Genomic DNA, 23,927 nt, shown 5'->3' with positions numbered 1-23,927 from the left:
TCCATGCGGGAAACCGGCTCCGCCCTGGTAGTCGCGGCATCCGCCTCCTCGCTCGCCCGTTCACTGCAGCGGGCCGGATGGACGACTTTCGTGATCGACGGATTCGGTGACTTGGACACGCGGGAACACTGCCGGGACTATCGGGTCGTGCCGCTCGACAGGAACGGCTTCGACGCCGCCGTCCTGCGCTCCGCCATCGACCGGATGGAACCCACCGACGTCGCACTTTATGGCGGCGGTCTGGATTCGCTGCCCGGCGTGATCGAACACCTCGCCCGCGGGCGCATCCTCTGCGGCAATGCCGCGGAAACCATGCGCATCACCAAGACGCCCACTCTGTTCTTTGCGCTGCTTTCCGGCCTGGACATACCCTTTCCGGAAACGCGCTTCGAAGCCCCCCGCGACGTTCGCGGCTGGCTGGTCAAGCATGGCGGCAGCGAAGGTGGAGGCGCCATCAATTTGCCCGGCGAGATGGGAATCTCAAGACCGGACCGGTACTTCCAGCGTCGCCTCGAAACACCCCCCAGGTCGGCCCTGTTTCTGGCCGACGGCACGGTATCGAGAATCGTCGGCTTCAACACCCTTTGGACCTCAGCGGCCGATCCGCGCCGGCCGTTCCGGTTCGCCGGAGCGATCAACCGGACATCGCTCAGCGAGTCTCAACGCGAGGCCGTGCGCGGCATCGTGGCCCGGCTCGTCCCGGCCCTGCGGCTGCGCGGCCTGAACAGCCTCGATTTCATGACGGACGAAGACGACGGAATCCGCGTCCTCGAACTCAATCCGCGCCCCAGCGCCACCGTGGCGCTTTACGACGATGAATTCCCGTCCGGTCTGATCGAACTTCATATCCGCACCTGCCTCGAAGGACTGCCCGACTTCGCCCTCCCCCCCTTCCCGACCCGTGCGTTCCAAATCGTCTATGCCCCTCATGACGTAGAGATACCGGGGACACTAGAATGGCCGGCGTGGTGCAGGGACCGGCCCGGCCCAGGATGCCGCATCCCAAAAGGCGCACCGCTGTGTACGATCACGGCCGAAGGAATGGACGAAAGCGAAGTGCTTTCAAGCCTCTCTGCCCGGAAGACCGCCGTGCTCCGGACGATGAGCACGGCGGGCAACCGCATGGCCGAAACCCAACCCACATGAAGACCCGTAACCCCCCTGTTTTGAAGAGGACCATCATGCAGAATCGCGTCAGCGTCAATGCTCACAGCCAGCCCATCGTCAAGTATCTGATCACTTATGCCGACAAGCTGCGCCTCCAGATCGACCGCCTGCCCAACGGTTGCACCGTCATCGACGCCGGCATCAAGGTTCCGGGCAGCCTGGAAGCCGGCCGCCTCATCGGCGAAATCTGCATGGGGGGACTCGGACGCATCACCCTCACCCACACCGACACCTTCACCAAATGGCCGCTGACGGTCAACGTCCACACCTCCAACCCGGTGATCGCCTGCCTGGGCAGCCAGTACGCCGGCTGGAGCCTTTCGCACGGAGAAGGGAAGGACGGCTTTTATGCACTCGGCTCGGGACCGGCGCGCGCCATGGCCACCAAGATCAAGGACGGCAACGAAGAGCCCGTGGAAGAACTGTACAAGGAACTGAATTACCGCGACAAACACACCGAAACGGCGATCGTCATGGAAGTCGACAAGGTTCCACCCGTCGAAGTGACCGACAAGATTGCCCGCGCCTGCAAGCTGGACCCCTCCCACCTGACCGTGATCCTGACGCCCACCAGCAGTCTGGCCGGGGGCATGCAGGTGGTAGCGCGGGTGCTCGAAGTCGCCCTGCACAAGGCACATGCCCTGCACTTCCCTCTGGAGAACATCATCGACGGCACCGGCTGCGCCCCGGTCCCACCACCGCACCCGAACTTCATCAAAGCCATGGGCAGAACCAACGACGCCATCCTGTTCGGCGGTCGTGTCCATCTGTTCGTCAAGGGCAGCGACGAAGCCGCCGAGACCCTCGCCAACGAGCTGCCGAGTTCGGTGTCGCGTGACTACGGCAAACCTTTCGCCGAAGTGTTCAAGGAATACAAATACGACTTCTTCAAGGTCGACGCCATGCTGTTCAGCCCTGCCAGCGTCATCGTCACGACCGTGGACTCCGGCCGCAGCTTCCATGCCGGGGAAGTGGACGTGGAACTCCTGGAGCGATCGTTCGGTGGCTGAATCGGGGCACATCGCTATCGTCACGGACGACCCCGGCTGGCACGGGGCGCGGCTGAGACAGGCGTTCGCCGTGCGCGGTTTCGGCTGCACGTATGTTTCACTGACCGGCTGCCGCCTCGACCTGGAAGACCCGGCGCTGCCTCTCCACCTGCCGGGGTTTTCCGGACGGCTGCCCGAGGGCGTGTTCGTACGGGGCATCCCCGGCGGCTCGCTGGAACAGGTAACCTTCTATCTCGACATCCTGCACGGCCTCGCCCTCCTCGGCATCCCCGTCTACAACGATGCCCGGGCCATCGAGCGCACCGTGGACAAAGGCATGACCAGCTTCCTGCTGCAGCGGGCCGGAATTCCCACGCCACCGACCTGGGTCCTCGGCGATCGCGAAACCGCCATGGAAATCGCCCGCCGCGAACTGGCGGCCGGCCACCGCCTCGTCTCCAAGCCGCTGTTCGGCTCCCAAGGCGCCGGCCTGCAACGCCACGACTGCCCGGAAGACCTGGTCAACCTGACCCCGACCAACGGGATCTATTACCTCCAGCGTTACGTCTGCAGCGACGATGACGCCCCCCATGACTGGCGCGTCTTCGTCATCCGTGGGCGTACGGTGGCTGCCATGCGCCGCTGCGGCGTGACCTGGCTGAACAACGTGGCGCAAGGCGCACGCTGCGAACCCGCCCGGCTCGACGACATCCTCCTGTGCCGGCTGGCCGAAGACGCCGTCAAAACGCTGGACATGGCCTACGCCGGCGTCGACATCATCCGGGACCAGCACGGACGTTACACGGTGCTGGAAGTCAACAGCGTACCGGCGTGGAAGGGGCTGCAGGGCGTCAGCGACGTCGTCATCGCCGAGCTGCTGGCAGACGATTTCCTCGGCCGCTGCCGACGCCCGGAGTCCGCGCGCTGCACCGCCACATGAGCGTCTCCGCCGAAACACTCGAAGCCGCCTACCGCTGGGCCTGCGAAACCGAACTGCAGGCATTCAAACCCGGCAACGTCAGCGTGCACTCCGAAGGCCACGGCATGACCGCGGCACATTTCCGGCGGAGCGCTTCGGCCAGCGCGCCGGAGCTGTGCCGGACGGAAACCTGCCTGGGCGAACGCATTTACCGGGCGGTCGCGGCCACCCGCCACGTCGTGGCGTGCAACACCAACCTGGGCATCGTCCTGCTGGCCGCGCCGCTGATCGCGGCGGCCCAAACACGGCGGAGCGGAGAAACGCTGCGGCAGAGCCTGAGCCGAATCCTGCATGCCAGTACCGTCGAAGACGCCGAATGGGTCTACCGGGCCATCTGCCTGGCCCAACCCGGCGGCCTCGGCGAAGCCCCCGCGCATGACGTGCGCACCCCCCCGAACATCCCGCTGCTCGACGCGATGCGGCTCGCCGCCGGCCGGGACCGCATTGCCCTTCAATACACCTGCGACTATACGGATGTTTTTGATTTCATGATTCCACGCTATCATAGTGCGCTGTCCCGATGGGACAATGAAGGCTGGGCGGCGGTGGCTGCGTTTTCCGGCATGCTTGCTCGCATACCGGACAGCCACATCGAACGCAAATTCGGGCCCCGCTACTCCCCGTGGGTATCGGAGAAGATGGTGCTCCTCGAGAAAACGCTGTCCTATGCCGTGCGACCTGATTCGGTTTTGGGGCTTCTACGGGACGTGGATGCCGAATTCAAGACGCGCGGAATTAACCCTGGAACGACTGCCGACCTGACGGTCGCCGGTCTGCTCGCCGTGCGCCTGGAGGCGATTTTTACCGGGACGGGCCGGGGTTAAACCTTCGGACACGTGGGGCCGATGCGGGCACTCCGCGAGAAACTTCGGTCTCGAAAACCTTTCCCGGGGGAACAACCATGTCCTTATTAAAAAAGTTTTTTTCGTTTTTTTCACAAGAGGAAATTCAGATGGGTAAAGTAAACAAGTTGTTGGTCGGCGAAGCACTGTGCGGCGGCGGCAACGAAATCGCTCACATCGACCTGATCATGGGCCCCCGCGGCAGCGCAGCGGAGACGGCTTTCGCCAATACCCTGACCAACAACAAAGACGGCTTCACCTCCCTGCTGGCCGTGGTTGCCCCCAACCTGCTGTGCAAGCCGAACACCGTCATGTTCAACAAGGTCACCATCAAGAACGGCAAGCAGGCCACCCAGATGTTCGGACCCGCGCAGCGCGGTGTCGCCATGGCCGTTGCCGATTGCGTGGAAGACGGCACCATTCCGGCCGACGAAGCCGACGACCTGTTCATCTGCGTGGGCGTGTTCATCCACTGGCTGGCCGAAGACGACGCGAAGATCCAGGATTACAATTACGAAGCAACCAAGCTGGCCATCAAGCGCGCCGTTGCCGGCGAGCCCAAAGCTGCCGACGTGGTCGCTCGCAAGGGCAGCGAAGCTCATCCGTTCGCGGCTCACAACTGATTGCGTGCTGCCGGGAGCGCCGCCGAGGCGGCACTCCCGCAACGGGGAAGGGAAAAGCGCTGTTTCGAGCGCTTTTCCTTTTTCAGGACCTTACATTGCCGAGCCGACTCAGTTCGAGCGATCCGGAATGCAAGGCGCTGGCCACCAGGACAGCATGAATCCCCCTCCGCTCCAGAATCTCCAGATCGCCGGCATCGCGCACGCCTCCCGCCGCTATCAGCGCCCTGTGCGGCGTCAGTCGCCGGACGCGGTCGAGGAGGTCCAAATCGGGACCGTCGAAACTGCCGACCCGGTTCAGAGTCATGACGATCACCCTCTCCGGCCAACATTGCGGTTGCGCCAGGAGGCGGGAGCAGCCTTTCAGCGTCCCGTCGAAAAAATCCAGCGACAATATCCAATCACGTGTCGTCATTCGCTGCAGCCGCTCCACCGTCGGGAGCGACTCGCTGCCGATGACCGGGACGACGCCATCCAGCGCCGCCTCACCCGCCTCGGGCAGCCCCTGATCCAGCCAAAAGACGATATCCGGAAACGCAGTCCGCAACGCTGCGATGAGTTCGTTCTGACAACCCAAACCCATGAGAGCATCCAGATCGGCGATATAAAAGGTATCGAACCGGTACAGATTCCGGAAGGCTTCAACCACCGCGCGGGGATCGGCATCGGGACAGAGGGGACTGCTGAGCGGCCGGTAATTCTCACGCCGCCCTTTGACGGCGTGAACGACGCGCCCCTGCATGAGATCGAGTACGGGTATGATCTTCACTGATTCAATGACCTTGTCCGCCTCTTTCCAGAAATCGGACAGATGAACGTACTGGTTTTCGAATTCATCACCGGCGGCGGCCTGCGACGTGAATCTCTGCCTCCGGGGCTTGCCGCCGAAGGCGAACTCATGCTGCGCGCCCTGCTCCAGGACCTGCTCGAGGTGCCGGGGGTCCGGCCGCTCATTCTCCGGGACGACCGCCTCGATTGGGAACACCTGCCGTGCGGCGTCATGGTCACACCCGTCGCGGCCGCTGACGATTTCGACCGGATCTGGCGGGACGCCATCGCACGCTGCGACGCCGTCTGGCCCATCGCTCCGGAAACCGGTGGCGTGCTCGAACGGCTGTGCCGGCAAGTGGAGCACACGGCGACCGCGCTGCTGACCAGTCCCGCACACGCCGTCGCGGTCGCAGCAAGCAAACTCGCCACGACCCAAGCGCTGGAACGCCACCACCTGGCAGTCGTACCAACCCGGCTCTGTATGGCGCGACCGGAGCCCGCTCCGGACGCCATGGTCATCAAACCCGATGACGGCGCCGGCTGCGAGGGCGCCCGGCTGGTCCGGGCCGGCCGCGAATTCACGCCGGGACCGGGACGCTGGGTCATCCAGCCCATGCTCGAAGGCGATTCCTTGAGTCTCAGCGCACTGTTTTCCCACGGCCGCGCCCGATTGCTGAGCTGCAACCGCCAGCACGTGGACAACACCGGCGACGGCTTCGTCCTTCGCGGCTGCACCGTCGATGCCCTGGACGATCCGGACGGTCTCTGGCAGACACTCGCCAGCGGCGTGGCGGCCGCCCTGCCGGAACTCTGGGGTTATGCCGGAGTAGACCTGATCCGGACGGCCGACGGCCCGGTCATCCTCGAAGTCAACCCCCGGCTCACGACGTCTTACGCCGGCCTGAAAGCCGCCACCGGAGAAAATCCCGCCGCCATGACGATCGAACTCCTCCGGACGGGCCGCCTGCCCGCGCCCCGGACTCGAAAGGGAACGCCGGTCGTCCTGAAACTGGAGCATCCCTATGCGCATTGAATTGGTCGGCTGGGACATCGGCGGAGCCCACCTCAAAGCCGTAGCCCTCACGGACACCGGAGCCATCGCCGACGTCCGGCAATACCCCTGCCCCCTTTGGCTGGGCCTGGAAAGACTGGAAAGTGCGCTGTCCGAAGCCGTGAACGAACTCGGCATCGACTCATCCTGCCGTCACGCCGTCACGATGACCGGTGAGCTGACCGATCATTTCGAAGACCGGATGACCGGCGTGCAGACGCTGATCGCGACGATGCTTCGGCGTTTCGGCCCCGAAGGAATCCTGGTCTTCGCCGGACGCGTCGGCTTCCTCCGCGCCGACGCCGTGCAACCGCGCCATGCACTCGACGTCGCCTCGGCCAACTGGCTGGCGAGCGCATCGCTCATCGCTCATCGCCTGCGGGAGCCGGCCTTGTTCGTCGACATCGGCAGCACGACGACCGACCTGGTCGTCCTGGGCGGCGGCGAGGTCCGCGCGCGAGGCTATACCGATTATGACAGATTGCGCTACGATGAACTCATCTACACCGGCGTCGTGCGCACCTCCGCCATGGCGCTGGCAGACGAGCTTCCCTTCGAAGGAGAATGGGTCAACCTCATGGCGGAACATTTTGCGACCACCGCCGACATTTATCGCCTCACCGGCGAACTCGCAGAACACACCGACCAGATGCCCGCTGCGGACGACGGCGAAAAGAGCATCGCCGGCAGCGAACGACGCCTGGCGCGGCTCGTGGGACGCGACCGCGAAGACGGCACCGCCGAGCAGTGGCGACAGCTGGCGCTTTGTTTGAGAGAGCGCCAGCTGGCACGCATCACCCGGGCGATCGAGCGCCAGTTTTCGCGAAACACGCTACCGGCAGAGAGCCCGCTGGTGGGAGCCGGTGCAGGACGGTTCCTGGCCCGCGTCCTCGCCGTACGCTCGGGCCGGCCCTATGTGGATGCGATCGACCTCCTTCCCCGCCCAACCGTTACCACGGCGCTCCCGGTTTCCGACTGCCTGCCGGCGGCGGCCGTAGCCCTCCTGGCGCGCCCGTTCCTGGAAAAAGCATGACCCCCCGGATCACCGAACTCCCCTATTTCCGAGACAGCGCCGCCTTGTTCGGACCGTGGGCGGACCGGCGCTGGGCGGTATTCCTCGACAGCGGCTTTCCGCACTGCAGACATGGCCGTTACGACATCATCGCCGCCGACCCGCTCGCCACGCTGGTGACCCGTGGCCACATCAGCGAGATCCGCCGGCGGGGGGGCGAGGTCGCACTATCGCCGGAAGATCCCTTCTCCCTTCTGCGGCGGGAATTGGGCACCCGCGCCGATCCTGTCGGCGAACTACCGTTCAGCGGGGGCGCCGTGGGCTATTTCGGCTACGACCTGGGCAGGCGCCTGGAGAAACTGCCGGAACGTGCGGTCGACGCCGAGAACATGGCGGACATGGCCGTCGGCATCTATGACTGGGCAGTCATCGTGGATCATCTGCAAGGCCGCAGCTGGCTGGTAAGCCAGGGCCGCTCGCCCGCCACCGCCGCCCGCTGGCCGCATCTGGTGCGGTCGTTCAGCCAGATCCAGACGTTGGGGTGGCAGCGTACCGGCTTCGACGTACTGGCACCGGTGCGGGCCAACATGAACCGGCGCGACTACGTCGCCGCCTTCGAGCGCATCCAGCATTACATCCGTGAAGGCGACTGCTATCAGGTCAACCTGGCGCAGCGCTTCGCCGCACCCTGCCGGGGCAGCGCTTGGACGCTGTATCAGACCCTGCGCCAGACCAACCCCGCACCTTTCAGCGCCTTCATCAACGGCCCGCAGGCACGCGTTCTCAGCTCATCTCCGGAACGCTTCCTGCGGGTACTCGACGGCAGGGTGGAAACCAAGCCCATCAAGGGCACCCGACCCCGTTCCACCGATCCGCTGGAGGATCGCCGCCAAGAGGAAACCCTGCGGCACAGTGAAAAGGACCGGGCGGAGAATCTGATGATCGTGGACCTGCTGCGCAATGACCTGGGCAAACACTGCCAGCCCGGCTCGGTACGGGTGCCCAAACTGTTCGAAATCGAGAGCTACGCCACCGTCCACCATCTGGTGAGCACCGTCACCGGTACGCTGGCGCGCGGCCACGACGCCATCGGCCTGCTGCGCGACAGCTTCCCCGGCGGCTCGATCACGGGGGCACCAAAAATCCGCGCCATGGAAATCATCGAGGAACTCGAGCCTCACCGCCGTGGCGTCTACTGCGGCGCCATCGGCTATGTCGGCTTTGACGGCAACATGGATACCAACATCGCCATCCGTACCCTGGTACAGTCGGAAGGCACCGTCCGGTTCTGGGCCGGCGGCGGCATCGTGGCGGACTCTTCGGCCGCCTCGGAGTACCAGGAATGTTTCGACAAGGCCGCTGCACTGCTGAACCTGCTGGAGCGTTTCCGTATCGCCCGCACCGGCGACCATGTGGGTCGTTAAGCTCGGCGGCAGCCTGGGCCGGTCTCCGAGACTGACCGACTGGCTGCGAACCCTGAAAAGTTCCGGAGTGGCGATCGTCCCCGGCGGCGGGGAGTTCGCCGACACGGTACGCCGGACCCAGGCACGCCTGGGTTTCAGCGATGAGGCCGCCCACGCCATGGCCATTCTGGCGATGGCGCAGTACGGATTGATGCTGAAAGGACTGGAGCCGGTCCTGGAAACCACCCGGAACCCGGCGGCACTGCGAACGATCCTGGAGGAAGGGAAATCCGCGATATGGCTTCCCCACCCCGACGACATCGCCGTGAAACCGGGATGGGCAGTTACCTCGGACAGCCTGGCCGTGTGGCTCGCCGGGAGAATCGGCGCCCGTGACCTCGTGCTGATCAAATCGGCGCCGCTGCCGCCCGTCGAGGCGAGCGTCGGCGCCGCACAGGCATCAGGCCTGGTCGACCAAGCCTTCGGATGCTTTTTGCGGGCGGGAACGACCCGCGCCTGGCTCTGCCATTGCGACCGCCACCAGGAGTTTGCGGCCGCACTCCGAACACCGGCAGATCTGTTTACACGGATCGCCGCGTAGACTCGCGCGCCGCATCATTTCGCCCGCAGCGCCTGATTCAGCGCATCCTGCTGGAATTTGAGGCTCTTGGACACCAGTTGCGCCACGCCACGGAACCAGTCGCCCCCCATCTTGGCACCTAGCCACTGCGGCAGCAAACGGAACGCCTGGAGCCCCACCAAGGTATACTGCGAAGCCAGCGAGAAAATGCTGCTGTCGAGCGTCGACAAGAGGGCCATCGATGCTTGCCGCCCCTTCGGGCTGTTACGCCAATAGGAAAAGATGCACTGGCTGAGCAGCTCGGCCTCCGGCGTCTGGGCCAGAAACGCCTCGCGCAGCTCTTCCGCCAGCGTGCGGCGGGTAAGCTGCAAACGACCGCACTGGACCGAATAGCGTTTGAGCGCCGCCTCGAAATTCAGCCCGGTCGCCTGGAGCGCATCCCGCATGACGAAGGCGTCCTTGACCGCCGCCGTAATGCCCGAAGCGGTCAGCGGATGGCAGCATCCCCGCGCGTCGCCGACGAGCGCGACGTTGGCCTTGACGCTTGCCTCCGGAACGATGCAGTAGTTCGCCGCCGCCAAGGGCTTGCCCTGTGCCAGCACCGCCTCGATGTCGCCCCGGAAGGGCGCGGGGAAGAGGCGCAGATGGTCACGGATGGACTCCTTCGAATCCGCCCCCTTGAGCACCTCGAACATGACCCGCGCCCGCCCGCCGCCGATGCCATAGGCATAGGAGACGCCAGCCGGGTTCAGAAAGATGTTGCCGTAGCCGGGGTTCGGCAGATGGGTATCCTCGACCTCGAGACCGATCATGCCGGAATAACGCTGGGTTTCGTGCGAAATGCCAACCATTTTCCGCAGCTGGGACATCGGGCCGTCGGCCCCAATGATCAACCGGACCTCCATCCGCGTCTCGGTTCCTTCGTGAGTTACGGTGGCGACATAGCCCTTGCCGTCTTCGTGCTCCATCCCCGTCACCCTGGCGCCGAGCCAAACGGAGACCCGCTCGAAACCACGCACCGTTTCAAGCAGATGGCTCTTGAGCAGAGTGTGTTCGATCACCCGGCCACAGCGCTGACGCCCATGGATCTCGCCGTATGGCAGCAGTGTCGCCGGTGCGCCCTCGCCATCGTTGAAGGGAAAGATCGCAAAGCCGTTGACCACGCTTCCTTGCGGCACATCGTCATGGATCAGTCCGAGTTCGAGCAGCCCGTCGATACCGGGCGGGTGGATCAGCTCGCCGGCCAGTCTGCGGCCGGGATCTGGATCGGGCTCGACGATCAGGACCCGCAAGCCCAGTCCCGACAAAGCTGCTGCGGCCGCGGAACCGGCAACGCTGCCGCCGGCGATCAGAACGTCCCACTCCCCCAATTCAATCGAACTCATCTGCGATAACCCGTGTCATGATGTCCTTCGGCTCCGGCACAGGCCGGACCAGCGTCGTTCAAACCAGCGCTCGTCGAAGCTTTCGCGCCTTCCAGCCGGACGTAGCGCGCCAGCGCCCAGGTCGGGAAATAAACGGGGTAGAGCCGGTAGTCCAGCATGGCTGCTCCGAAAAACACCCCATTCACCCCTTGCCGGGGCCAGCCGCCGTCCTCACCCTGTTGAGAGCACAACCAGGCGATGCCCCGTTCGACGGCCTCGTGCGCGGCCGGATAAACCTCCATGAGCGCGAGCAGCGCCCAGGCGGTCATCACGGTCTGACTGTGCCCGCTCTCTACGTAGCGCCCTTCGAGACAGCTCGAATAGTGTTCGCCCCAGCCGCCATCGGACCGCTGCTTCTCGAGCAGCCAGCCGGCAGCGGCTTGCAGAACCGGGTCCGCCGGCTCGACACCAGCCATCCGCAGACCCTTGGCCACATGGAACACGGCATAGGTGTAGTTGATGCCCCAGAAGCCCGGAAACGAGCCGTCATCGAGCTGCCGGCTCCTCAGAAACCTCTCCGCTTTCCGGATCGCCGCGGTGATCTTTCCTCCCGGAAGGTCCGGATAATTACGCAAATAATGCGCCAATGCCCCGAGAGAAGAAGCCGTACACTCCACATAGGACAGCTCGGTCATGCACTGTCCGAACATCTCGGAAGGGTTGACCAGCTCCAGCAACCGCCCGCCCCGCCGCCGCTCGTAGGTGCCGAAACCGCCATCCGCGTTCTGGCGGGACAGGATGAATTCCACGCCCAGACGCAAGCGATCGGCGCCCAGAGCCTCGCTGATCCGGACATCCCCGCGCTCGTAAAGAGCGAACAGGGCGCTCATCGCCTCCGCGGCACAATCGCTCACCGGCCAGCAATGCCGGCCATCGGAAAAGCACCATCCCCCCAGCGCGGGGTCGCGCCAAGCTTCGCGGTAATCGGCCAATTCCGCGGTCATCTGTGCCTGGTCGAGAAAAGCGTGAGCCCGGCTCAGCGCATGCTTCGCCTCCTCGTCCAATTCCGGCAGTTCGGCCAGTGCCTGCACCGCGAAAGCCGTGTCCCAGGCGTTGGAACGCGCGCCCACATAGCGCAACCCTTCGGCTTCGTCCTCCCAGCGCCAAGCTTCGACACCTTCGAGGCTGGGTGCGAGATCGGGATGGCGCGGATCGTGCGCGAAGATCGCCAGGCAGTTCAACAAACCGCTGACCGGGGAGATACCCTGGTAACGCGTGGAGCGCTGCTCCCGCAATATCTGCTCGAAGCAGAGGGTCAGAGCCCTCTGCCGCAGCGCCTTCCAAGGCCGACGCTCGTAACGCGCCAGAAGATCGTAAACCAGCCTCAGGACGCGGCTGATCGGCACATAGAGATCGGTCCTGGCAACGGTATGGCGGAATGCGCCGAAGTCCACAGATTCGTAGGGTTCGGCATAAAGCTCCGACCTCAGCGCATCCCGCAGCGGGTCCGAGAGGGGGGCGCTGAACCCGACCCCGGAAAGATAGGCGATGCCCAGATAAATGAGGCGGGTATGGCAGTAGAACCGGCTCGGATGAAAAGGCAGCCAGCGCGGCAGCAGGAACAGCTCCGGTGGCACGGCATTGACGCCCTCCCGTCCATACAGCCCGAGCAGCATCAGCCAGAACTTGCCCCAGGTGGGAACCGCCTTGACGCCTTCCGGCTGCGCATGGAGCCATGCTCTTGCCCTGGCGAGCATGGAGGTCTCCGGCCCCAGTCCCAAAAGACGCAAGGCGACATAGGCCAGGACGGTGAAAAACACATAGCCCCGGCTTTCCGGGTGCATACCCCAAGCACCGTCGGCAAGCTGGGAAAGTTCGAAATGTCTGATGATGGCAGCCCGCTCCCGAGCGTCGTAAGGGCGCCCGACCACCGTGCGCACGATGACCGCCTGGGCGAGGATCATCGTGCACCACACCATCTCCCCTTCCCAGTCCCCGGCAGACCGCTGCAGCGAAAGCAGATGCTTCATGGCCGCACGGGCGCGCCGTGCAACCCCGCCGGGCACCTCTCCGATGCTTTCCTTGTATTGAGCGTTCAAATTCGCGGCTTGCCGAACTCGGGAAATTTCGAGAGCCAGGATGAAAACCCTTGCCGATTCCGGCCCCGATCGCCTCGGTCCGGAGGCCAGCACGGCGGCAGCAAATCGATCATCAAGGCCTGGCGGACTGTGAAATGCGTCATCTACGATTATTTTGTGGGAAAACCACCACACCGTCCAGCATCGCAGATGCGTGCGAAAAAATATTCACGACGCGCTGTCCCGCGGTAGGATTAATGGGATGGTAACGATTCCCGCGGAATTCCCTTCCCAACGAGTGCGATGAAACTGGTTTTGCAAATCGCGATCGGCGTGTTTCTGGGGACCTTGACCTCCCAGTCCCTCGTCGAAGTCTGGCGCCTTCACCAGGAACGGGCGGCCCGGGCGGCCGCGGAAAAAATCGAGGCCGAAAAGGCCAAAACACGGCACGAGCTGTCCGAACGCATCCGTACGCTATTGATGCGAGGCCGTCAGGAACACGGCGACCGGCCGCCTCTGCCGCCGAGTTTCGTTCCAGACGATACCGCAACGGGACCTGCCGGTGAAAACTGACGCCGTCCGCCCGATGAAGGCTCCTTACGACGGCATGGCGGAACTGATCTGCCATCGCGCTTGCTCCTGTCCGCCGATCCACCGCATCGGAGCCAGCGTGAATCAGCCCCGCGACGGAATCCTCGAACTGCGCTTCGTGCTCGAAGGCGACCTGGCGGCACTCTCCCTTCCTCCGCCCGCCCCCCGCCGCTGGACCCGCGGTCTGTGGGAACATACCTGCTTCGAGGCATTCCTCAGACCGGAAGACGGCACACGGTATCTCGAACTCAATTTTTCGCCTTCTGGCGAATGGGCCGCATTCGTTTTTTCCGGCTATCGCGTCGGCGAAGCATTCGGGGAAGGGCTGCAGCCCGCAGTGACCCGGCGGCAGACCGGAAACCGGCTCGAGCTGGGCGCGACCCTGGACGCCGGACTTCTCGCCGGCCTCGGCGTATACACCGGCTTGCGGATCGCGTTGTGTGCCGTCGTCGAAGACCGTCGGAGCGGTATTTCCTATTGGGCCCTCCACCATCCGGCGGAAACGCCCGACTTCCACCATCCGGACGGCTTCGCACTCACGCTTGCACACCGCATGGACACCGGAAAGCCAATGAAAAATCAGGACATCGCATGAAGCTCGGCATCGAACGCCTACTGCAAGACCCGGGGCTGCGCGCGCCTTTGAAAGGCCGCCGGATCGCCGTGTTGGCGCATCCCGCGTCCGTCACCCGCGACCTGACCCATACGCTGGATGCACTCGCCGCGATCGGCGGCATCGAGCTGACGGCGGCGTTTGGCCCCCAACACGGCCTACGCGGCGACAAACAGGACAACATGGTCGAATCCCCGGACTTTCTCGACCCCTGCCACGGCATCCCCGTGTTCAGCCTCTACGGGGAAACCCGTCGGCCGACTCGAATCATGCTGGACAGCTTCGATGTGCTACTGGTCGACCTGCAAGATCTCGGCTGCCGCATCTACACCTTCATCACCACCCTGCGCTACGTCCTGGAGGCCGCCGCCGACCATGGCAAGGCGGTCTGGATACTCGACCGCCCCAATCCGGCCGGCCGGCCGGTGGAGGGACTGCGGTTGCGGCAGGAATGGGAAAGCTTCGTCGGTGCGGGCCCGCTTCCCATGCGCCACGGACTGACGATGGGCGAACTCGCTCGGTGGTTCGTGAGCACGCTGCGCCTGGACCTGGACCTGGAAGTGGTCGCCATGGAAGGATGGAAGCCCGCCGCCCCTCCCGGCTACGGCTGGCCGGCGGACGAATATGCGTGGGTGAACCCCAGCCCGAACGCCCCCAATCTCTCGATGGCGCGCTGCTACGCCGGAACCGTGCTGCTGGAAGGCACCACCCTCTCCGAAGGACGGGGAACCACCCGCCCTCTGGAGCTGTTCGGAGCGCCGGACATCGACGCGCGGAAGCTCCTGGGCACCATGCGCTCCCTGGCGCCTCACTGGCTCGACGGCTGCGTCCTGCGGGACTGCTGGTTCGAACCGACCTTCCACAAACATGCCGGCCGACTGTGCTCGGGCCTCCAGATCCATACCGAAACCGCCGCTTACCATCATGAGCGCTTCCGCCCCTGGCGACTGATGGCGCTGGCACTCAAGGCCCTGCGCGAGCTGCGACCGGATTATCCGATCTGGCGGGAGTTCCCTTACGAATACGAATTCGAGCGCCTCGCCATCGACCTGATCAACGGCTCGGAACTGTTGCGGCTGTGGGTGGATGATCCTGCCGCGATGCCGGCCGATCTCGACGCGCTGGCGCGCACGGACGAAACCTCGTGGATCGAGGAACGGGAATCGGTGCTCCTGTACCGCTGATCCGGACGTCCGAGCGCCACTGCCATTCCTGAAACCGGTATTTTCTTGATATGATATAAAAATTTCGCCGCTCCCAGACCACCATAACCATAAGAAGAAAAAGTCGATGTCAAGACGCAACAGCTATACGTGGGACGAGTTACTGCAGTGCGCCCGAGGCGAGATGTTCGGACCCGGCAACGCCCAACTGCCCGCCCCACCCATGCTGATGTTCGATCGGATCACTCACATCGACTCGGTGGGCGGCACCTTCGACAAGGGAATGATCGTCGCCGAATTGGACGTCAAACCCGAACTTTGGTTTTTCGATTGCCATTTCATCTCCGACCCGGTCATGCCAGGATGCCTGGGGTTGGACGCCATGTGGCAGATGGTCGGATTCTACCTGGGCTGGATCGGTGGCAAGGGGCGTGGCCGCGCCCTCGGCGTCGGTGAGGTCAAGTTCCGCGGCCAGGTCCTCCCTCACAACAGGCTCGTGACCTACCGCATCAACCTCAAACGGGTAATCCTGCGCAAACTGGTCATGGGCATCGCCGACGCGGAAATGGAATGCGACGGCAAGGTCATTTATGAAGCCAACGACCTTCGCGTCGGTCTTTTCACGAGCACGGACGACTTCTAAGGAGCACAGCTATGAGACGTGTAGTCGTTACCGGCATCGGCATCGTTTCCAGCATCGGGAACAACAAAGGCGAGGTGGTCGAATCCCTGCGGTTGGGACGCTCCGGCGTCTGCCGTTCCGAGGAATACGGCGAGCTCGGTTTCCGCAGCCAGGTCTACGCCCCGATCCGGCTCAATCCCGACGAGCTCATCGATCGCAAGATCCGCCGCTTCATGGGCGACGGCGCCGCGTTCAACTATCTCGCCATGCAGGAAGCGATCGCCGACGCGGGACTCGAACCCGGCGAGGTTTCCAATCCGCGCACCGGCCTGATCATGGGCTCCGGCGGCCCGTCGACCTCCAATATGCTGGCCGCCTGGAGCACCTTCCGCGAAAAGGGCGTGAAGAAAGTCGGGCCGTACATGGTGCCGCGCTCGATGTCCAACACCAACTCCGCCTGCCTCGCCACGCCGTTCCAGATCAAAGGCGTCAACTATTCAATCAGCTCGGCCTGCGCGACCAGCGCCCACTGCATCGGCAATGCCGCGGAACAGATCCAGCTGGGCAAACAGGACATCGTGTTCGCCGGGGGGGGCGAAGAAGTCCATTGGACCATGAGCGTGCTGTTCGACGCGATGGGGGCACTGTCGGCCAAGTACAACGACACGCCGGAATGCGCCTCCCGCCCCTACGACGCCGACCGTGACGGCTTCGTCATCTCGGGTGGCGGCGGGGTCCTCGTCATGGAGGAACTGGAGCATGCCAAGGCGCGCGGCGCCCGGATCTATGCGGAACTCACGGGTTATGGCGCCACCTCCGATGGCTATGACATGGTCCAGCCCTCCGGCGAGGGCGCGGTGCGCTGCATGCGGCAGGCGATGGCCACCATGTCCGGGGCGAAAGTCGACTACGTCAATGCCCACGGCACCAGCACGCCGGTCGGCGACATCCGCGAACTGGAGGCCATGAAGACCGTGTTCGGCGAGGATGTGCCGCCGGTGAGTTCCACCAAGTCCCTGACCGGCCATGCCCTGGGCGCCGCCGGGGTACACGAGGCGATTTACTCCCTGCTGATGCTCGAACACGGCTTCATCTGCGCTTCGGCCAACATACGGAACCTCGACCCCGGTGCGGCGGGTGTCCCCATCGCCCGCGAGCGAATCGACGACGCGCGCCTCGACACGGTGATGTCCAACAGCTTCGGTTTCGGGGGCACCAATGCGACCCTGATCTTCCAACGCTATGCCGGCTAACGCAGCAGCCCCTCTCTACGCCAAGGAACGCTACGAGTTCAACAAACTGCAGAAGCGGCTGCGGCGGCTCACCGGGCAGGCCATCGCCGACTATGGAATGATCCAGGAAGGGGACCGGGTAATGGTTTGCCTGTCCGGCGGCAAGGACTCCTTCACCCTGCTGGACATCCTGCTGAAACTACGGATCAACGCCCCGGTGAACTTCGACCTCGTCGCGGTCAACCTCGACCAGAAACAGCCGGGGTTTCCCGCCGACGTCCTGCCGAACTACCTGTCCGAGCAGGGCATTCCCTTCCATATCATCGAGCAGGACACCTACAGCGTCGTCAAGAGCATCATCCCGGAGGGGAAGACCACCTGCGGGCTGTGTTCCCGCCTGCGGCGCGGCCTGCTGTACCGCTATGCCGCCGACCACGGCATCACCAAGATCGCACTGGGGCACCACCGCGACGACATACTGGAAACGTTCTTCCTCAACCTGTTCTACGGCGGCACCTTGAAAGCCATGCCGCCCAAGCTGCTCAGCGACGACCGCCGCCACATCGTGATCCGCCCCCTGGCCTATTGCAAGGAGGAAGACATCGCCAGATACGCCAGGATCCGAGCCTTCCCCATCGTCCCCTGCAATCTGTGCGGCTCCCAGGAAAACCTCCAGCGCCAGGCGATGAAAGCCATGCTCAAGGACTGGGAGAAGCGCCACCCCGGCCGGGTCGAAACCGTGTTCACGGCACTCCAGAACGTCGCTCCGTCGCAGCTCGCCGACAGCCGGCTGTTCGACTTTGCAGCCCTCGACTCCCTCCGTAACACAGCGGAGACGACGCCGGAACACGGCGCCGGTTTGGACATCCTTTCCCGCTGAACCCATGGGAGCGTTACGCCGGCGCCGTAGTCAACCGTCGCGCCTGCGCGTGGCGCTCGCGCCGGAAGACTGGGCCGAGCGCCTGCAAATCTGGCTGTCGCTGGTCCTGCAGGCTCTGATCCTGGGTGTCTTCATCGGCGCCCTCTACGAAACCCAGTGGCTGGTTGCCTTCACCTCGCTCGCGGTGCTCGCCCTGACCTTCTTGCCCGCCATGATCGCCCGCCAGTTCCAGGTCCAGTTGCCCGTGGAGTTCACCTTTGTCACCTGCCTGTTCCTGTACGCCTCGTTCGGGTTGGGTGAAGTGGCGATGTTCTACGAACGGTTCTGGTGGTGGGATCTGCTGCTGCACAGTGTTTCGGCGCTGATCATGGGACTCCTGGGGTTCCTGCTGATCTATGCCTTCCACAGCACCCATAGGGTGAAAATGGCGCCGTTCTATGTCGCCATCACGGCGTTCTGTTACTCGATGTCAGTGGGTGCCCTGTGGGAGATCTTCGAATTCCTGATGGATCAGGGCTTCGGATTCAACATGCAGAAATCGGCGCACGACACCATGACCGACCTCATCGTCGATGCCGCAGGCGCCTTCCTGGCCGCCTGGATGGGCTACCACTACGTCAAGAACGGCGACTCGCTCATCGCCGACCGGCTGGTCCGGCGCTTCGTGGCACGCAACCCGCGCCTGTTCCCACCGCGCCGGCAGTCGGGCGCCAGTTAACGGCGCTTGAGAGTGAACCTGGAGCGATCCCCCGTGGAGCAATGGAACTCGCCCTGGATGATCACGCCACCTTGCCGGGCTTCGGCTTCGAAATCGCAGAAATTGCCGGGCAGCATCAGCGACTCCGTGCGTCCGGAAAAGACCTGCCCCTCCACCGAGCCCTTGAGATTTCCCGCGTCACCGGCGCTGTTGGAATAGTTCCCGTAGACCGCCTGGCCGCGCTGGTCCAGGGACATCTCCAGTGAAAAACTCATGCCTTCGCTGTAACCGGCGGTACGGATTTCGCTGCCGGAATAGTTGCCGGTCACGAAAACGGGCAGCGGCGCTTCACTCCCCTCGCCAGCCAGCGGCGCCTGTTCGTCCTGCCGCACCGAAGGCTCCGTCACAGGAGGGCGGCCTGCCCGCTCCGCGGTCTGTTCCGTGCGCTCCTCACCGCCCTCGTGGCCCGGACCGAACACACCCAACCGATCCAGAGCAACGATCAGGGCGGTGATCCCGACGATGAACACGACGGCGGCCGCCTTCCTGCCGGCGGTGCCGTGCTCCAGCTCGGATGCGTGGTGATGATCGGCCATCTGCGTTTACCCTGCGCCCCTCACTCTGTAACCCCGCCGCTGATTGTCCAATTAACGACCGAGGCTGTCCATGCCGAAAAGCCCCGGCGCCCGATCGATGGGCGCCGGAACCGCAGAACCGTCCCCGGGAAAAAAACTTTCGAGCCGACACCCGGATCGGTTGAATTGAGCGCGGAAAAACCACAGAATAATTTACTAAATCGCTCGGGCATATCTGGCCAACGTCGCTTAATCGGCTGAATCCTGAAATTTCGTCAACTGGGGAGGAAAAATGTCGTGCGACTGACGACGAAGGGCCGCTATGCGGTCACCGCCATGCTGGATCTCGCGTATCACAGCGAAACGAATCCGGTCACGCTGACCGATATCGCCAAGCGGCAGAATATATCCTTATCCTATCTCGAACAACTGTTCGCCCGCTTGCGCCGGGCCGGCATGGTGGAAGGCGTCCGCGGTCCCGGCGGCGGCTACCAGCTCAGCCGTTGTGCGAGCGAGATCAATATCGCCGAAATCATCGCCGCCGTCGACGAACCGATCGACTCCACACGCTGTGGCGGCAAGGCCAACTGCCAGAACAACCAGCCCTGCCTCACTCACGACCTGTGGATGGGTCTGAGCGAACAGATTCGTGAATACCTCGCCTCCATCAGTCTGGGCGAAGTGCTGACCCGTCAGCCGGTGCGGCAGGTTGCCGAACGGCAGGACCGCCAGAGCCAGCGGCGCGTCGAACTCCTCATGGGACAGGAGCCGGCCAAGACCGGATGATCTATTTCGATCACAACGCCACCACCCCGCTGGACGGGCGGGTGCTGGAGGCGATGCTGCCTTATCTGAAATCCTGCCACGGCAATCCCTCCAGCCTGCACCGCCCCGGTCGTATCGCCCGCGACGCCGTGGAAACCGCCCGCGCCCAGGTTGCCGCGCTGGTCGGCGCGACAGCCAGCCAGGTCGTGTTCACCAGCGGCGGCAGCGAAGCCAACAACCTCGCCCTCAAAGGACTGGCCTGGAGCCTGAAACCCGGTCACATCCGCATCGGCGCCACCGAACACCCCTCTGTCGTCGAATCCGCGCGGCTCCTCGCGAGGCATGGGTGGGACTGTCGAACCCTGACGGTGGACGCGCGGGGGCTGATCGAAGATGCCGCCCTCGACGCGATCGCGAAAAACCCGCCCGACATCGTCTCGGTGATGCTGGCCAACAACGAAACCGGCGTGATCCAGGATGTCGGCCGCGTCGCCGCTTTGGCCACGGGCGCCTGGCTCCATTGCGATGCGGTCCAGGCAGCAGGAAAGATCCCGCTGAACTTTGCCCGGACCGGCGTCCACCTGATGTCCCTGTCGGGACACAAGATCGGCGGCCCCAAAGGAGCCGGCGCCCTGATTGCCGACGCTTCGGTCCCCTTGACGCCGCTCATCCATGGCGGCGGACAGGAAAAGGGGCTGCGGGGCGGCACCGAGAACGTGGCCGCCATCGTCGGTTTCGGCAAGGCCGCAGAGCTTGCCGCATCGGAACTGCAAGAGCGCAGCCGGTGGCTTCGCCGGCTACGGGATCGCCTGGAGCAGGGCATCGAAAAACTCCCCGGCGCAACGGTCTTCGCCCGTACCGCGGAACGGCTGCCCAATACCCTTCAGTTCGCCGTGGCGGGCTATGACGGCGAGACCCTCGTCATGCTGCTGGACCGGCACGGCATCGCGGTTTCCAGCGGTTCAGCCTGCGCCGGCGGCGCACGCGAACCCAGCCCGGTGCTGCTCGCCATGGGGGTCGATCCGGCCCTGGCGACCGGCGCGGTACGGATCAGTCTCGGCAAGGACAACACCGAAGCGGAGGTGGAACGACTGTTGACCGCGCTCGGTCGAATCCTCGAAACAGGGCCGCCCTATTGACATTTCACTTACAATTTTGAGGACATCATCATGACTGTTACAGTGACCGAAAATGCCGCCGCACAGATAGCCAGGCAACTCCGGCGCCGCGGACACGGGCTGGGACTGCGATTGGGCGTCCGACAGGCCGGATGCTCGGGTTATTCTTACGTCGTGGATTACGCCGACGAAATCTCCGCTGACGACGCGGTATTCGAACAGCACGGCGTCACGGTCGTGGTCAAAACCGCCGACCTGACCTACCTCGATGGCGTCGAGATCGACTACACACGGGAAGGACTGAACGAAACCTTCCGCTTCCACAACCCCAAGGCCACCGCGAGCTGCGGCTGCGGCGAAAGCTTTGCGGTGTGAAGTCGCTCCGGCCCCGGCGCGACACTCCAAAACCTTACGGAAATCCGTTAGAATCCAAAAATTTTTCCATCCTGGCGGTATCGCCACGGATGGAGGGGATCCGCCCCCGCGCTGTTTCAGTCCACTCTAGAATGCAAGGAGACTCCATGGCGGTAGAACGCACCCTTTCCATCATCAAGCCGGACGCGGTCGCCAAGAACGTCATCGGCGAGATATATTCCCGCTTCGAAAAAGCCGGCCTCAGGATCGTGGCCGCGAAGATGGCCCAGCTCTCCCGTGAGCAGGCCGAAGGGTTCTACGCCGTACACCGAGAACGCCCGTTCTTCAACGACCTGGTGTCGTTCATGATCAGCGGCCCGGTCATGATCCAGGTGCTGGAAGGCGAGAACGCCATCGCCAAGAACCGCGAGCTGATGGGCGCCACCAACCCCAGGGACGCCGCTCCCGGAACCATCCGCGCCGACTTCGCCGTCAGCATCGACGAGAATGCGGTGCACGGCTCCGACGGCCCGGAAACGGCGGCCCAGGAGATCGCCTATTTTTTCGAGAGCGATGAACTCTGCCCCCGTACCCGCTGACACGGAAACCCGCGTCAATCTGCTCGATCTGGACCGGGAAGGCATGGAAGCCTTCTTCGTCCGCCTCGGCGAAAAGCCGTTCCGCGCATCGCAACTGCTGCAATGGATCCATCAGCGCGGCGTCACCGACTTCGGCCTGATGACCAATCTGAGCAAGGCGCTGCGCAGCCGGCTGGAAGCCGTGAGCGAGATTCGCCCGCCCGAACTCGTCCTCGAGCAGCGCTCGGCCGATGGCACCCGCAAATGGGTGCTGCAGGTGGACGCCGTCAACCGGGTCGAGACCGTGCTGATCCCCGAGGAGGGTCGCAATACCCTGTGCGTGTCCTCGCAGGTCGGCTGCTCGCTCGAATGCTCGTTCTGCTCCACCGCCCGCCAGGGCTTCAACCGCAACCTCACCACGGCCGAGATCATCGGTCAACTCTGGGTGGCGCAGCACCGGCTCGACGAAGAACAGCGCATCAGCAACGTGGTGCTGATGGGCATGGGTGAGCCGCTGCTCAACTTCGGCAACGTGGTCGCAGCGACCCGGCTGATGATGGACGACTTCGCCTACGGCCTGTCGAAAAGGCGGGTCACGCTCAGCACTTCCGGCATCGTGCCGGCACTGGACCGGCTGGCCGAGGTCAGCGACATCAGCCTGGCGGTGTCGCTGCACGCTCCCGACGACACGCTGCGCAATGAACTGGTCCCGATCAACCGCAAGTACCCGATCAGGGAGCTGCTGGCCGCCTGCAAACGTTATGTCGGCACGGAAAACCGGCGTAAAGTCACTTTCGAGTACGTGATGCTGGACGGCGTGAACGACCGTCCCGAACATGCCCGCGCCCTGGTCCGGCTACTGAGCCACGTGCCGTCCAAGGTCAACCTGATCCCGTTCAACCCCTTCCCGAACTCGGCCTATCGCTGCTCGCACCCGGAGACCATCGCCCGCTTCGCCCAGACGCTGCAGGATGCGGGGCTCATCACCACCACCCGCAAGACCCGGGGTCGGGACATCGACGCCGCCTGCGGCCAACTGGTGGGCAAGGTCAACGACCGCAGCCGGCGCCAGTTCCGTCTGCATCTTGCGCATTGACGATGAGAGGATGGCCGGCCTTGACTGCATTGCTGGGAGCCATTGCCGCCTGCGCCACGCCGGAGCAGCGGCCCTACGCGACCAACGACCCCTACGGCGAGCTCAGCACCGCGGACGTCTACGTGCAGAAGGGCGTCCGCTACATGGCGCAGGGAGCACTGGAGGTGGCTCTGGAAGACTTGAAGCATGCGGTGGAGCTGGATCCCGCCAACAGCGACGCGCACGATGCGCTGGCCATCCTGTACGAGAAGCTGGGCCGGACCGGGGAGGCCGACCTGCACTTCCGCGAAGCCCTGACGCTGAACCCGGAGAATTACAGCGCCTACAACAACTACGGCCGTTTTCTCTGCCATACCGGCCACACGGAGGATGCCCTGGCGCGATTCGAGGTCGCCTATTCGACGCCGCTGTACCCCCAGCCCTGGATTCCTCTCTCCAATGCCGGGACCTGCCTGCGCCGTGCGGGCCGGACCGCGGAAGCCGAGCCGTATCTGCGCCGGGCGCTGGAGAAGAACCCCGGCTACCCCCCAGCGCTACTGGAAATGGCCCATGTCAGCCTGGAAACGCGACAATACCTGTCCACCCGCGCCTTCCTGCAGCGCTACCAGGCCGTCGCCGGAGATACGCCGGAAACCCTGTGGCTCGGCGTCCAGACCGAACTGGCCCTGGGCGATGCCGCCGAGGCCCGGCGGCTGGCCGACCGGATCGGGTTGGATTTCCCGGATTCGGGCGAAGCCGTGCAGGCGCGGCGCCTGTTCGCACAACCGTGACCGCGCTTGCCCACCGT

At 64.2% G+C, this 23,927-nt stretch carries 26 protein-coding genes; 22 read left to right on the top strand and 4 right to left on the bottom strand.

Features of this window, described 5'->3' with window-relative positions; translation table 11 throughout:
• Positions 1 to 3 precede the first annotated feature (3 nt).
• The 5 genes from ACSHWJ_RS15105 (at position 4) to fae (ending at position 4,600) form a co-directional block, all read left to right on the top strand.
• Entirely contained in the window at positions 4 to 1,146 is a 1,143-nt protein-coding gene (locus ACSHWJ_RS15105) for an ATP-grasp domain-containing protein (protein WP_218798387.1), read from the top strand.
• Between the two features lie 35 nt (positions 1,147 to 1,181).
• Entirely contained in the window at positions 1,182 to 2,177 is a 996-nt protein-coding gene (gene mch, locus ACSHWJ_RS15100; protein WP_010962058.1) for a methenyltetrahydromethanopterin cyclohydrolase, read from the top strand.
• Positions 2,170 to 3,096, top strand: coding sequence for an ATP-grasp domain-containing protein (locus tag ACSHWJ_RS15095; protein ID WP_017365711.1), 927 nt, complete (start codon positions 2,170 to 2,172; stop codon positions 3,094 to 3,096). The genes mch and ACSHWJ_RS15095 overlap by 8 nt, the downstream gene beginning before the upstream one ends.
• On the top strand, positions 3,093 to 3,959 hold the full coding sequence (locus ACSHWJ_RS15090; protein WP_218798388.1) for a triphosphoribosyl-dephospho-CoA synthase: 867 nt from the start codon (positions 3,093 to 3,095) through the stop codon (positions 3,957 to 3,959). The genes ACSHWJ_RS15095 and ACSHWJ_RS15090 overlap by 4 nt, the downstream gene beginning before the upstream one ends.
• A 128-nt stretch (positions 3,960 to 4,087) precedes the next feature.
• Positions 4,088 to 4,600 (top strand): formaldehyde-activating enzyme, encoded by a 513-nt coding sequence (gene fae / locus ACSHWJ_RS15085; RefSeq protein WP_010962061.1) that lies wholly within the window; start codon positions 4,088 to 4,090, stop codon positions 4,598 to 4,600.
• 82 nt (positions 4,601 to 4,682) lie between these two features.
• On the opposite strand, the gene ACSHWJ_RS15080 is transcribed toward fae, so the two are convergent.
• Positions 4,683 to 5,366, bottom strand: a complete 684-nt coding sequence (locus ACSHWJ_RS15080; protein ID WP_218800649.1) for a HisA/HisF-related TIM barrel protein — start codon at positions 5,364 to 5,366, stop codon at positions 4,683 to 4,685.
• Positions 5,367 to 5,408: 42 nt separating this feature from the next.
• Here ACSHWJ_RS15080 and ACSHWJ_RS15075 point away from each other — a divergent pair, with 42 nt between their 5' ends.
• The 4 genes from ACSHWJ_RS15075 to ACSHWJ_RS15060 are packed head-to-tail and all read left to right on the top strand — an operon-like array spanning position 5,409 to position 9,435.
• Entirely contained in the window at positions 5,409 to 6,401 is a 993-nt protein-coding gene (locus tag ACSHWJ_RS15075) for an ATP-grasp domain-containing protein (RefSeq protein ID WP_218800650.1), read from the top strand.
• Complete coding sequence (locus ACSHWJ_RS15070) at positions 6,391 to 7,452, top strand: hydantoinase/oxoprolinase family protein (RefSeq protein ID WP_218800651.1); 1,062 nt, start codon at positions 6,391 to 6,393, stop codon at positions 7,450 to 7,452. Before ACSHWJ_RS15075 ends, ACSHWJ_RS15070 begins: the two co-directional genes overlap by 11 nt.
• Entirely contained in the window at positions 7,449 to 8,855 is a 1,407-nt protein-coding gene (gene pabB, locus ACSHWJ_RS15065; protein ID WP_218800652.1) for an aminodeoxychorismate synthase component I, read from the top strand. The genes ACSHWJ_RS15070 and pabB overlap by 4 nt, the downstream gene beginning before the upstream one ends.
• The gene (locus ACSHWJ_RS15060; RefSeq protein ID WP_218800653.1) at positions 8,842 to 9,435 is read left to right on the top strand and encodes an amino acid kinase family protein; all 594 of its coding nucleotides are present in this window, start codon (positions 8,842 to 8,844) and stop codon (positions 9,433 to 9,435) included. Before pabB ends, ACSHWJ_RS15060 begins: the two co-directional genes overlap by 14 nt.
• A gap of 14 nt (positions 9,436 to 9,449) precedes the next feature.
• Here ACSHWJ_RS15060 and ACSHWJ_RS15055 read toward each other — a convergent pair whose 3' ends face one another.
• Together ACSHWJ_RS15055 and ACSHWJ_RS15050 are read right to left on the bottom strand one after the other, a co-directional pair.
• Positions 9,450 to 10,799, bottom strand: a complete 1,350-nt coding sequence (locus ACSHWJ_RS15055; RefSeq protein WP_010962067.1) for a squalene monooxygenase — start codon at positions 10,797 to 10,799, stop codon at positions 9,450 to 9,452.
• Positions 10,796 to 12,808, bottom strand: a complete 2,013-nt coding sequence (locus tag ACSHWJ_RS15050) for a 2,3-oxidosqualene cyclase (RefSeq protein ID WP_218800654.1) — start codon at positions 12,806 to 12,808, stop codon at positions 10,796 to 10,798. Before ACSHWJ_RS15050 ends, ACSHWJ_RS15055 begins: the two co-directional genes overlap by 4 nt.
• Before the next feature lie 351 nt (positions 12,809 to 13,159).
• On the opposite strand from ACSHWJ_RS15050, the gene ACSHWJ_RS15045 reads away from it, so the two are divergent.
• From ACSHWJ_RS15045 to ACSHWJ_RS15015, 7 genes are all read left to right on the top strand, one after another.
• Positions 13,160 to 13,429: a hypothetical protein gene (locus ACSHWJ_RS15045; RefSeq protein ID WP_010962070.1), complete on the top strand. Its 270-nt coding sequence runs from the start codon at positions 13,160 to 13,162 to the stop codon at positions 13,427 to 13,429.
• The gene (locus ACSHWJ_RS15040) at positions 13,419 to 14,042 is read left to right on the top strand and encodes a DOMON-like domain-containing protein (RefSeq protein WP_256993035.1); all 624 of its coding nucleotides are present in this window, start codon (positions 13,419 to 13,421) and stop codon (positions 14,040 to 14,042) included. The genes ACSHWJ_RS15045 and ACSHWJ_RS15040 overlap by 11 nt, the downstream gene beginning before the upstream one ends.
• On the top strand, positions 14,039 to 15,244 hold the full coding sequence (locus tag ACSHWJ_RS15035; protein WP_010962072.1) for an exo-beta-N-acetylmuramidase NamZ family protein: 1,206 nt from the start codon (positions 14,039 to 14,041) through the stop codon (positions 15,242 to 15,244). The genes ACSHWJ_RS15040 and ACSHWJ_RS15035 overlap by 4 nt, the downstream gene beginning before the upstream one ends.
• A gap of 106 nt (positions 15,245 to 15,350) precedes the next feature.
• Entirely contained in the window at positions 15,351 to 15,866 is a 516-nt protein-coding gene (gene fabA, locus ACSHWJ_RS15030) for a 3-hydroxyacyl-[acyl-carrier-protein] dehydratase FabA (RefSeq protein WP_017365721.1), read from the top strand.
• A gap of 11 nt (positions 15,867 to 15,877) precedes the next feature.
• The gene (gene fabB / locus ACSHWJ_RS15025; protein WP_218798392.1) at positions 15,878 to 17,098 is read left to right on the top strand and encodes a beta-ketoacyl-ACP synthase I; all 1,221 of its coding nucleotides are present in this window, start codon (positions 15,878 to 15,880) and stop codon (positions 17,096 to 17,098) included.
• Positions 17,088 to 17,957 carry a tRNA 2-thiocytidine(32) synthetase TtcA gene (gene ttcA / locus ACSHWJ_RS15020; protein ID WP_218798393.1) on the top strand — a complete coding sequence of 290 codons (870 nt, stop codon included), beginning with the start codon at positions 17,088 to 17,090 and terminating at the stop codon, positions 17,955 to 17,957. The genes fabB and ttcA overlap by 11 nt, the downstream gene beginning before the upstream one ends.
• 4 nt (positions 17,958 to 17,961) lie before the next feature.
• On the top strand, positions 17,962 to 18,675 hold the full coding sequence (locus ACSHWJ_RS15015; protein WP_218798394.1) for a hypothetical protein: 714 nt from the start codon (positions 17,962 to 17,964) through the stop codon (positions 18,673 to 18,675).
• Here the strand turns inward: ACSHWJ_RS15015 and ACSHWJ_RS15010 are convergent.
• The gene (locus ACSHWJ_RS15010; RefSeq protein WP_017365723.1) at positions 18,672 to 19,250 is read right to left on the bottom strand and encodes a hypothetical protein; all 579 of its coding nucleotides are present in this window, start codon (positions 19,248 to 19,250) and stop codon (positions 18,672 to 18,674) included. The genes ACSHWJ_RS15015 and ACSHWJ_RS15010 overlap by 4 nt on opposite strands.
• A gap of 276 nt (positions 19,251 to 19,526) precedes the next feature.
• Between ACSHWJ_RS15010 and iscR the strand changes: the two genes are divergently transcribed.
• The 6 genes from iscR to pilW all read left to right on the top strand — a co-directional run bounded on the left by iscR (position 19,527) and on the right by pilW (position 23,910).
• Positions 19,527 to 20,015: a Fe-S cluster assembly transcriptional regulator IscR gene (gene iscR / locus ACSHWJ_RS15005; RefSeq protein ID WP_010962078.1), complete on the top strand. Its 489-nt coding sequence runs from the start codon at positions 19,527 to 19,529 to the stop codon at positions 20,013 to 20,015.
• Positions 20,012 to 21,133 (top strand): cysteine desulfurase family protein, encoded by a 1,122-nt coding sequence (locus ACSHWJ_RS15000; RefSeq protein WP_218798395.1) that lies wholly within the window; start codon positions 20,012 to 20,014, stop codon positions 21,131 to 21,133. Before iscR ends, ACSHWJ_RS15000 begins: the two co-directional genes overlap by 4 nt.
• A 30-nt stretch (positions 21,134 to 21,163) precedes the next feature.
• Positions 21,164 to 21,487 carry a HesB/IscA family protein gene (locus tag ACSHWJ_RS14995; protein WP_218798396.1) on the top strand — a complete coding sequence of 108 codons (324 nt, stop codon included), beginning with the start codon at positions 21,164 to 21,166 and terminating at the stop codon, positions 21,485 to 21,487.
• Between the two features lie 146 nt (positions 21,488 to 21,633).
• Positions 21,634 to 22,065: a nucleoside-diphosphate kinase gene (gene ndk / locus ACSHWJ_RS14990; RefSeq protein WP_010962081.1), complete on the top strand. Its 432-nt coding sequence runs from the start codon at positions 21,634 to 21,636 to the stop codon at positions 22,063 to 22,065.
• Positions 22,040 to 23,140: a 23S rRNA (adenine(2503)-C(2))-methyltransferase RlmN gene (gene rlmN, locus ACSHWJ_RS14985; protein WP_218798397.1), complete on the top strand. Its 1,101-nt coding sequence runs from the start codon at positions 22,040 to 22,042 to the stop codon at positions 23,138 to 23,140. Before ndk ends, rlmN begins: the two co-directional genes overlap by 26 nt.
• Positions 23,141 to 23,160: 20 nt before the next feature.
• The gene (gene pilW / locus ACSHWJ_RS14980; protein WP_238536882.1) at positions 23,161 to 23,910 is read left to right on the top strand and encodes a type IV pilus biogenesis/stability protein PilW; all 750 of its coding nucleotides are present in this window, start codon (positions 23,161 to 23,163) and stop codon (positions 23,908 to 23,910) included.
• Positions 23,911 to 23,927 lie beyond the last annotated feature (17 nt).

The organism is Methylococcus sp. S1M, assembly GCF_051295855.1.
Taxonomy (GTDB): domain Bacteria; phylum Pseudomonadota; class Gammaproteobacteria; order Methylococcales; family Methylococcaceae; genus Methylococcus; species Methylococcus capsulatus.
Note: the sequence above shows the minus strand (reverse complement) of the source record. Positions and strands in the feature narration are given on the sequence as shown.

Coding starts and splice junctions, on each gene's coding strand:
- ACSHWJ_RS15105 (WP_218798387.1), top strand. CDS start 4: ATGCGGGAAACCGGCTCCGCCCTGGTAGTCGCGGCATCCGCCTCCTCG.
- mch (WP_010962058.1), top strand. CDS start 1,182: ATGCAGAATCGCGTCAGCGTCAATGCTCACAGCCAGCCCATCGTCAAG.
- ACSHWJ_RS15090 (WP_218798388.1), top strand. CDS start 3,093: ATGAGCGTCTCCGCCGAAACACTCGAAGCCGCCTACCGCTGGGCCTGC.
- fae (WP_010962061.1), top strand. CDS start 4,088: ATGGGTAAAGTAAACAAGTTGTTGGTCGGCGAAGCACTGTGCGGCGGC.
- ACSHWJ_RS15075 (WP_218800650.1), top strand. CDS start 5,409: ATGAACGTACTGGTTTTCGAATTCATCACCGGCGGCGGCCTGCGACGT.
- ACSHWJ_RS15070 (WP_218800651.1), top strand. CDS start 6,391: ATGCGCATTGAATTGGTCGGCTGGGACATCGGCGGAGCCCACCTCAAA.
- pabB (WP_218800652.1), top strand. CDS start 7,449: ATGACCCCCCGGATCACCGAACTCCCCTATTTCCGAGACAGCGCCGCC.
- ACSHWJ_RS15060 (WP_218800653.1), top strand. CDS start 8,842: ATGTGGGTCGTTAAGCTCGGCGGCAGCCTGGGCCGGTCTCCGAGACTG.
- ACSHWJ_RS15055 (WP_010962067.1), bottom strand. CDS start 10,799: ATGAGTTCGATTGAATTGGGGGAGTGGGACGTTCTGATCGCCGGCGGC.
- ACSHWJ_RS15050 (WP_218800654.1), bottom strand. CDS start 12,808: ATGAAGCATCTGCTTTCGCTGCAGCGGTCTGCCGGGGACTGGGAAGGG.
- ACSHWJ_RS15045 (WP_010962070.1), top strand. CDS start 13,160: ATGAAACTGGTTTTGCAAATCGCGATCGGCGTGTTTCTGGGGACCTTG.
- ACSHWJ_RS15035 (WP_010962072.1), top strand. CDS start 14,039: ATGAAGCTCGGCATCGAACGCCTACTGCAAGACCCGGGGCTGCGCGCG.
- fabA (WP_017365721.1), top strand. CDS start 15,351: ATGTCAAGACGCAACAGCTATACGTGGGACGAGTTACTGCAGTGCGCC.
- fabB (WP_218798392.1), top strand. CDS start 15,878: ATGAGACGTGTAGTCGTTACCGGCATCGGCATCGTTTCCAGCATCGGG.
- ttcA (WP_218798393.1), top strand. CDS start 17,088: ATGCCGGCTAACGCAGCAGCCCCTCTCTACGCCAAGGAACGCTACGAG.
- ACSHWJ_RS15015 (WP_218798394.1), top strand. CDS start 17,962: ATGGGAGCGTTACGCCGGCGCCGTAGTCAACCGTCGCGCCTGCGCGTG.
- ACSHWJ_RS15010 (WP_017365723.1), bottom strand. CDS start 19,250: ATGGCCGATCATCACCACGCATCCGAGCTGGAGCACGGCACCGCCGGC.
- ACSHWJ_RS15000 (WP_218798395.1), top strand. CDS start 20,012: ATGATCTATTTCGATCACAACGCCACCACCCCGCTGGACGGGCGGGTG.
- ACSHWJ_RS14995 (WP_218798396.1), top strand. CDS start 21,164: ATGACTGTTACAGTGACCGAAAATGCCGCCGCACAGATAGCCAGGCAA.
- ndk (WP_010962081.1), top strand. CDS start 21,634: ATGGCGGTAGAACGCACCCTTTCCATCATCAAGCCGGACGCGGTCGCC.
- rlmN (WP_218798397.1), top strand. CDS start 22,040: ATGAACTCTGCCCCCGTACCCGCTGACACGGAAACCCGCGTCAATCTG.